The 7046-nt window shown below is 37.8% G+C and carries 7 protein-coding genes and 1 pseudogene; 3 read left to right on the top strand and 5 right to left on the bottom strand.

Going from position 1 to position 7046, the window contains the following annotated elements; all coding sequences use genetic code 11:
* Positions 1 to 89 precede the first annotated feature (89 nt).
* Positions 90 to 1711 (top strand): annotated as a pseudogene (locus tag FC65_RS07665) (peptide ABC transporter substrate-binding protein).
* A gap of 166 nt (positions 1712 to 1877) precedes the next feature.
* On the opposite strand, the gene FC65_RS07670 reads toward FC65_RS07665, so the two are convergent.
* The 5 genes from FC65_RS07670 to FC65_RS07690 all read right to left on the bottom strand — a co-directional run bounded on the left by FC65_RS07670 (position 1878) and on the right by FC65_RS07690 (position 4944).
* Positions 1878 to 2138: a hypothetical protein gene (locus tag FC65_RS07670; protein WP_010494944.1), complete on the bottom strand. Its 261-nt coding sequence runs from the start codon at positions 2136 to 2138 to the stop codon at positions 1878 to 1880.
* A 140-nt stretch (positions 2139 to 2278) separates the two neighbouring features.
* Complete coding sequence (locus tag FC65_RS07675) at positions 2279 to 2548, bottom strand: hypothetical protein (RefSeq protein WP_010494945.1); 270 nt, start codon at positions 2546 to 2548, stop codon at positions 2279 to 2281.
* A gap of 33 nt (positions 2549 to 2581) precedes the next feature.
* Positions 2582 to 3094: a GNAT family N-acetyltransferase gene (locus FC65_RS07680; RefSeq protein WP_010494946.1), complete on the bottom strand. Its 513-nt coding sequence runs from the start codon at positions 3092 to 3094 to the stop codon at positions 2582 to 2584.
* A 224-nt stretch (positions 3095 to 3318) separates the two neighbouring features.
* Complete coding sequence (locus tag FC65_RS07685) at positions 3319 to 3744, bottom strand: Hsp20/alpha crystallin family protein (protein WP_056972158.1); 426 nt, start codon at positions 3742 to 3744, stop codon at positions 3319 to 3321.
* A 234-nt stretch (positions 3745 to 3978) separates the two neighbouring features.
* A complete protein-coding gene (locus FC65_RS07690) occupies positions 3979 to 4944 on the bottom strand; it encodes a D-2-hydroxyacid dehydrogenase (protein WP_056972159.1) in 966 nt (321 codons plus the stop codon).
* Positions 4945 to 5254: 310 nt separating this feature from the next.
* Between FC65_RS07690 and FC65_RS07695 the strand changes: the two genes are divergently transcribed.
* Positions 5255 to 6316, top strand: a complete 1062-nt coding sequence (locus FC65_RS07695) for an LLM class flavin-dependent oxidoreductase (RefSeq protein WP_056972160.1) — start codon at positions 5255 to 5257, stop codon at positions 6314 to 6316.
* The gene (locus FC65_RS07700) at positions 6309 to 6956 is read left to right on the top strand and encodes an NADPH-dependent F420 reductase (RefSeq protein ID WP_056972161.1); all 648 of its coding nucleotides are present in this window, start codon (positions 6309 to 6311) and stop codon (positions 6954 to 6956) included. Before FC65_RS07695 ends, FC65_RS07700 begins: the two co-directional genes overlap by 8 nt.
* The last annotated feature ends 90 nt before the right edge of the window (positions 6957 to 7046 follow it).

Genomic DNA, 7046 nt, shown 5'->3' on the forward strand with positions numbered 1-7046 from the left:
TTTACACAAACTTCTTGACACTCCCCATTTTTTCTAACATAGAATATAATTTAAGTAATGGTTTTATTTTAAAGAAAAGGAAGATGGCTATGACAGCTAAAAAAACAGTGTCTATTGCAGCTACTCTGATCGCGATCAGTCTTTCACTTGCAGCATGCAGTTCGAAGTCAGGCAGTAAAAATGACCAGCAAGTTCTCAATTGGAGCGAAGCAACCGAACTTTCATCCATAGACCCTTCCAAAGCAACCGATTCTGAAAGTTTCGATATGTTAGGAAATTCAATGGAAGGTCTGTATCGCTTGGGAAAGAACTCGAAAGTAGAACCCGGGATCGCCCGCTCGACAAAAATCAGCAAGAATAAACTACACTATACATTTACTCTCCGTAAAGGAGCTAAATGGAGCAATGGCGATGAGGTCACGGCTAAAGATTTCGTTTACTCGTGGAAAAGAACAATCGATCCTAAAACCGGCTCCTCTTATTCATACTTATTTGACGGCGTGGCCAATGCTAACGATATTATCAATGGCAAAAAATCCCCAACAACATTAGGGATCAAGGCTGATGGCAAGTATAAACTGAGTGTCACTTTAGATAAACAAGTCCCATACTTTAAATTATTAATGGGCTTCCCAGTTTTCTTCCCACAAAACGAAAAAGCTGTTAAAAAATACGGGTCAAACTACGGAACAGAATCAAAATATATGGTCTACAATGGTCCATTTGTCATGAAAAACTGGACTGGTTCTAATCTCAGCTAGAAGTTCAAGAAAAATAATGATTACTGGGATAAGAAAAACGTTAAATTGTCCGGTATTAATTTCAAAGTCAATAAGAGTCCTTCAACTGCCTATATCAGTCTGGTAAGAGCGATATGTCGCAGCTAAGTACCGAACAGGCACGTCAACTAAATAAAAAGCCTGGTTTCACTGTTGAAAAGAGCGGGCAAATGACTTATCTTGAATTTAATCAGAAACAGGCTGCCTTCAAAAATACTAAGATCCGTCAGGCTCTTTCTTTAGCAATCAACCGTAAACAGTTAGCCGGTAAAATCATGGGGGAAGGCACAGAAATTCCAACTGGGATCGTTCCAAACGGTTTAGCTAAAAATAATGGTACCGACTTTTCCAAAGAAGCTAAGACCGATGATCTGCGTTACAGCGAAAGTGAAGCAAAGCGCCTGTTTAATGAAGGATTAGCGGAAATTGGACAATCCAAACTACGTTTCACTCTTTTAGGTGCTGATACGGATCAAAGTAAAGATGTCACTGCATATATCCAAAGTCATCTTGAACAACACTTAGGTCCTGACAAAATCAGAGTCGATGTTTCAAACGTTCCTTTGAAGACCCGCCTGTCGCGTTCACGTGCCGGAAACTTTGATGCAGTTGTAGCCAACTGGGTTGCCGATTACACAGACCCGATCTCATTTATGGAACTCTTTACCACCGGCAATGAGTATAACGATGGTTCATGGTCCAATTCCCAGTATGATGAGTTGATCAAAGCAGCTAAGACTACTGATGTAGCAGATCCCGATAAACGCTGGAATGATATGATCAAAGCTTCCAAAATATTGAGCAAGGATATGGGTGTTTCACCTTTGTATCAACAAAATTCACCAGAAATGATCAGGCCAAAAGTCAAGGGACTGATCGTCAACTCTGCTGGCGCTATGTATAACTATAAAAATGTTCATATAGAGGAATGATCAATAAAAGTAAGCTAACTAATTATTTTCGCTCATCCTTTTCTCGCATTATCAAAAAAGCTGGCAGTTTCAATCTTGAAAAAGATAGGAACTGCTAGCTTTTTTAGTTCAATTATAATAAAATACCTCTGGCGAAAATTCTCATTCTCATAATTATTAACAGGTCTTACACTTGATTCGTTTCTTGCAAAAAACGACTTTCTATCTTATCTTGCAATTTACTGAGCTCGTCTTCAACATTATTCTTCTCCTGGTCAGCGTTATAACGTCTGATCTGTCCCATTAGATTACTAAAATCCAACAATGACAATACGTAGGTACGATCGGCCATTTTTTGATCTTCGTGATACTTCTTCAAGATCTTACGTTTAGGGCCTACATAGAGATCATAGTCTTGAAACTGTGCGATCAAATCATTTTTCGACAAAATATTACCTCCTCTTACTTCAGTATAGTCCTTTTACCTAAAGCTTTTCAAAATATCCAACTATTTTTCACAAAGAAAAATAAAGCACCAGCATTAACTGATGCTTTATCACCTACCACACAAACTAACATCAAAACCACTTACTGCTTTAAAAATTGCTGCTCAATGTAACGCTTGATAATTTGCTTCTTTTCTGCTCCAGCTTCCTTGTATTGAACAATATAATTTTTAAGATAAGCCATCATTTCAGGTGAAAACTTATACTTCTTGTCTTCTAAATCATATTTTGCAACCAGATCCATGCTGTATCTTTGAACCAAATTATCGTGTTCATCGGCATAAAGCGCAAAGTCAGGAAAATCCACCAATAACTTATATCCCATAATTTCACTGTCTAAGTCATGTGTCATTCGCTCAACTCCTTTGCTTTACCACATTATTCATTACTTATGCTGTCTGTCTCTCATGAAATCATGCTTTAATATACCCATAAAGTAACAATCCCGATAACTTCCTCGCGCATAAAATTGTTCCTTCATAGTTCCTTCTAATTGGAATCCCAATTTTTTATAGACATGAATTGCCGATTTATTTACAGTATCAACATACAAAAACACCTTATGCATATTTAGAATATAAAAAGCATGTTCCAATGCACTTTCCATCGCTTTTTGCGCTAACTTTCTACCACGAAATTTACTCAGAACAATAACTTGGATCTCGCACGTCCGCGGTATGTAGTCAATATCTACCAATTCCACAACACCTGCAAACTCCCCTGCTTCTTCGATCACAAAACGGCGTTCGTGCGTATCATGAATATGTTCATTATATAACTCTTCTAACTCGTCATAGGATTCATACGGTTCTTCAAACCAATATGCCATAGTATCTTGCTCATTACGAACACCATGAACATCCTTAAGATCTTTTCTTTCTAACGGCCTGATCAGCAAATTGACCCCTCCTCTTCTTAATTCTACCAAAGGGTTAAGATATCACAATGAAAATGTCCTAATATTACTACTATTTAATGTTTACTCCTGTAAATTGTGATATTTTACCTCAGCAGAAAGGTATAACTAAAAAATTATCCATTTTCAAGCCAATAAAAAAAGCCAGTGCCTAGCGCACCAGCTTCTTTTTTATACTACTTGTTCTTCCAGTCAACTAATTGTTTTTAGCCAATTTCGATTTTATGCCCAGTTTCTTTCTTTTCTGCTTTTGGCAAGTTGATCGTCAATACTCCCTTATCGGACTTAGCCGAAATCTTATCACCAGCAACATCTGGCAAACGATAATTTCGAACATATTCGCCATATGAACGTTCACTTGCAATAACATTTTGTTTTTCATCTTTCTTATCAAGAGCTGAATTTCTCTTGACCTTAATGCTTAACACATCCTGGTCATAAGAAAGATCAATGTTTTCCTTATCAACACCAGGTATATCTACAGTTACTTGATAACCATCTTTAGTTTCCGTAATGTCACTCTTCATATTATCTGCTGAATCCATTGTAAAGAATGGTTCACCAAAGTTTTCAAAGAAACCGTCACCGATGTTCATCAATTGATTCAAGTTGCTTGCTAATTCATTATTCATATTATTTAGATCCCCTTTCCTTCTTTACATTGTACATAATACAACATTGGTCAAAGTTAGTCAAACTTTAGACAAATAAATTAATTAGTTTGATAATTACTGATATGAAAGGAACTTTACGGGAAAATATAGCTGATTTCTTTCAAAATAGTCAAAAAAAGTCAAACTTTTTTGAAATTAAATAATCAGGGAACCGTTTTAAGCAGAAGTTCCCTGACTATTTAAGTTTATTTATTACTTTTCAACAACATTTTTCTTGCGACCTGCCAAAAATTCGGTCAAATTATCGACCGCGATACCTAACAGACGGGCTCTTGTTTCTTGTGGTGCCCAAGCAATATGGGGAGTAATATAACAATTATCTGCATCTAACAATGGACTATCCGCATTAAGCGGTTCACATTGTGCAACGTCGACTGCTGCAGCAGCAATCTGACCATTATTCAGTGCATCAGCGACATCTTTCTCGTTGATCAGCCCACCCCTGGCAGTATTTAGCAGTATAGCCGAATCTTTCATCTTCTTTAAGGAAGAATCATTTATCATTTCTGTAGTGTCCGGTGTTTGCGGGACATGCAAGCTGACAACATCGGAGTTTTTCAGCAGAGTATCCAAACTCACCTGCTTTTGCCAATCTTGTTTAACTTTTTTAGGACGATGATTGTAAAAAATCACATTCATTCCAAATGCATGTCCGATCTCAGCAACCTTTTGAGCTATCCTGCCAAAGCCTACTAGTCCCAGTACCTTTCCCTGTAACTCTGTCAAAGGTTTGGCAAAGAAACTAAAGTCAGGATTACTTGACCATTTTCCATCATGAACTAACCGGTCATGTAAACCAACTTGACTAGTGATTTCCAATAACAGCGCAAAAGTAAATTGTGCCACAGCTTCAGTTCCGTAAGTCGGAATATTCGTAACTGTGATTCCTGCCTTGTTTGCCGCAGCTATATCGATCACATTATATCCAGTAGCTAAAACTCCAATATATTCTATGTTAGGTGCACTATTAATAATTTCCTCATCTATAGGGGTTTTATTTGTCAAAACGATCCGTGCATCACCGATCCGTTTTAAAATTTCTTTCTTATCAGTAAACGAAGTCCGATCATAAATCTCACATTCACCGATCTCTTGTAACGGTGCCCAATCAATATCACCTGGATTTAACGCATATCCATCCAAAACAACAATCTTCATTAAAAGTACCTCCTCGTATTATAAGATCAAAACAGAGCGGAAAAAACCGTTTAAGAAACAAATATCAGTAAAACCAGACATATCTACGCATATATGTCATATCTTGGTGCTCTATTAAATAAATTTTTCTTAGCTAAAATAGTCACACTATAACTATTATTCTACCAATTAACAAACCTAATTTTCAAAAAATAGTTTGTATGCAATACTTTTTTAAAGAAGTACTTGACGCGCAAATAAAAAATCAGTAAATTATATCTATAGTTACTAACAAAAAGTAAGCTTTTTCTAACGTCTGGAGGTTTGTAAAATGACAGCTACAAATAAATTAGTTTTTGGACTTGACACATTTGGCGATGTTCCTGATGATCCAGCAAACGATCTCCCTGTTTCATATTCAGTCGCCTTGAAGCAAATAATCAAAGAAGCAAAATTAGCAGATGATATAGGGATCGATGTAATTGCCTTAGGCGAGCATCATCGTCCTAAATATGCTATTTCCAGCCCTGATACGATGCTGGCTGCAATTGCAACTATCACTAAAAATATTAAACTCAGTACTGGGGTCACAGTACTCAGCTCAGATGATCCAGTCCGTGTTTACGAACGTTTTGCAACACTAGATAATATTTCCGATGGCAGAGCCCAAATTATGCTAGGCCGTGGCTCATTCACTGAATCATTTCCATTATTTGGCTACAATTTAGAAAATTATGATGCCTTATTTGAAGAAAAGATGGCCTTATTTAATAAATTACGCGATGGAGGAGCTGTTAATTGGTCTGGCAAGTTTACTCAAACCTTAGAAAAGCAAAAAATCTATCCCAAGATCAGCGGTCATAAGTTGGACACTTATGTTGGTGTGGGTGGAACTCCTGATTCGATCATCAGAGCCGCTTACTATGGTTTCCCAGTTATTTTAGCGATCATTGGTGGTGCTCCTGAAAAATTTAAGCCATACGTTGATCTTTACCAGCGAGCTGCCGCCCAGTTTAACCAACCACAACATACCTTAGGCATGCATTCACATGGCGTAATTGCGGACACAGATGATGAAGCCTACAATATCGCGTGGAAATATTTGCGCAGGTCGATGGATCGGATCGGGTCTGATCGTGGTTGGGTACCGATGGACAAAAAGCGTTTCGACTTTGAGGTCAAGAAAGGTTCCTATTATGTTGGAACACCAGAGCATGTCGCACACAAAATCGCTGATAAAATGACTAAAGTTGGCGTGAAACGATTTGATTTCATCTATGGTGCCGGAGGACAATATGCTTTTCAAAGAGAAAAGTCAATTGAACTTTACGGTACAAAAGTTGTCCCTTTAGTCAAAGATCTCATAAAGTCGGGGGAATACAGCTATGAATAAACCAGTGATCGGGATTTTAGGAGCAGGAAAATTAGGTACTACACTTGCCAAATTAAGTACCAAAGCCGGCTATCAAACGCTGATCGCAAGTTCAAAACCAGCCGCTAAGATTCAACTAACGATCAGTGTTCTTGCTCCAAAGGCTACTGCTCTTTCAGCCCAAGAGGTGACCCGGCAAGCAGACATCGTTATTTTGGCCCTTCCTCTGAGCAAATATAAAACTATTGAAAAAACAGGGTTAGCTGGAAAAGTAGTTTTAGATGCCATGAACTATTGGTGGGAAGTTGACGGAACAGATAACATCTATACTACAAAAGATCATTCATCTTCAGAACTAGTGCAACAGTACTTATCAAAAAGTACCGTTGTCAAAGCTTTGAATCACATGGGGTATCATGACCTTGAAGATGAAGCAGGAAACGGCAAAGATGGTCAGCGCAAAGCCATCACCCTTGCTGGGGATGATTTTAAAGCAGTTGCTGCGGCTGCCAAAATTGTCACAGATCTCGGATTCGATCCTTTAATACTTGATTCATTGGCACAAGGCAGAATTTTAGAGCCAGGCACTTCCTTATTCGGCGCAGATGAAACTCAAAAAAGTCTACAGAAAATAATTGATAACGAACTTCAAAAACTATAGAAAAAAACCGTTAGTTCAGACTGTGATCTGCAACTAACGATTTTTATTTGTCCTTAATATACCTGGATTATTCATAATTTTACCTTGAGG

The organism is Ligilactobacillus acidipiscis DSM 15836, assembly GCF_001435755.1.
Taxonomy (GTDB): Bacteria; Bacillota; Bacilli; order Lactobacillales; family Lactobacillaceae; genus Ligilactobacillus; species Ligilactobacillus acidipiscis.

Excerpts from the sequence above, each read along its gene's own strand:
- FC65_RS07700 (WP_056972161.1), top strand. The coding sequence starts at position 6,309 with ATGAATAAACCAGTGATCGGGATTTTAGGAGCAGGAAAATTAGGTACT.
- FC65_RS07695 (WP_056972160.1), top strand. The coding sequence starts at position 5,255 with ATGACAGCTACAAATAAATTAGTTTTTGGACTTGACACATTTGGCGAT.
- FC65_RS07675 (WP_010494945.1), bottom strand. The coding sequence starts at position 2,548 with ATGACACATGACTTAGACAGTGAAATTATGGGATATAAGTTATTGGTG.
- FC65_RS07690 (WP_056972159.1), bottom strand. The coding sequence starts at position 4,944 with ATGAAGATTGTTGTTTTGGATGGATATGCGTTAAATCCAGGTGATATT.
- FC65_RS07685 (WP_056972158.1), bottom strand. The coding sequence starts at position 3,744 with ATGAATAATGAATTAGCAAGCAACTTGAATCAATTGATGAACATCGGT.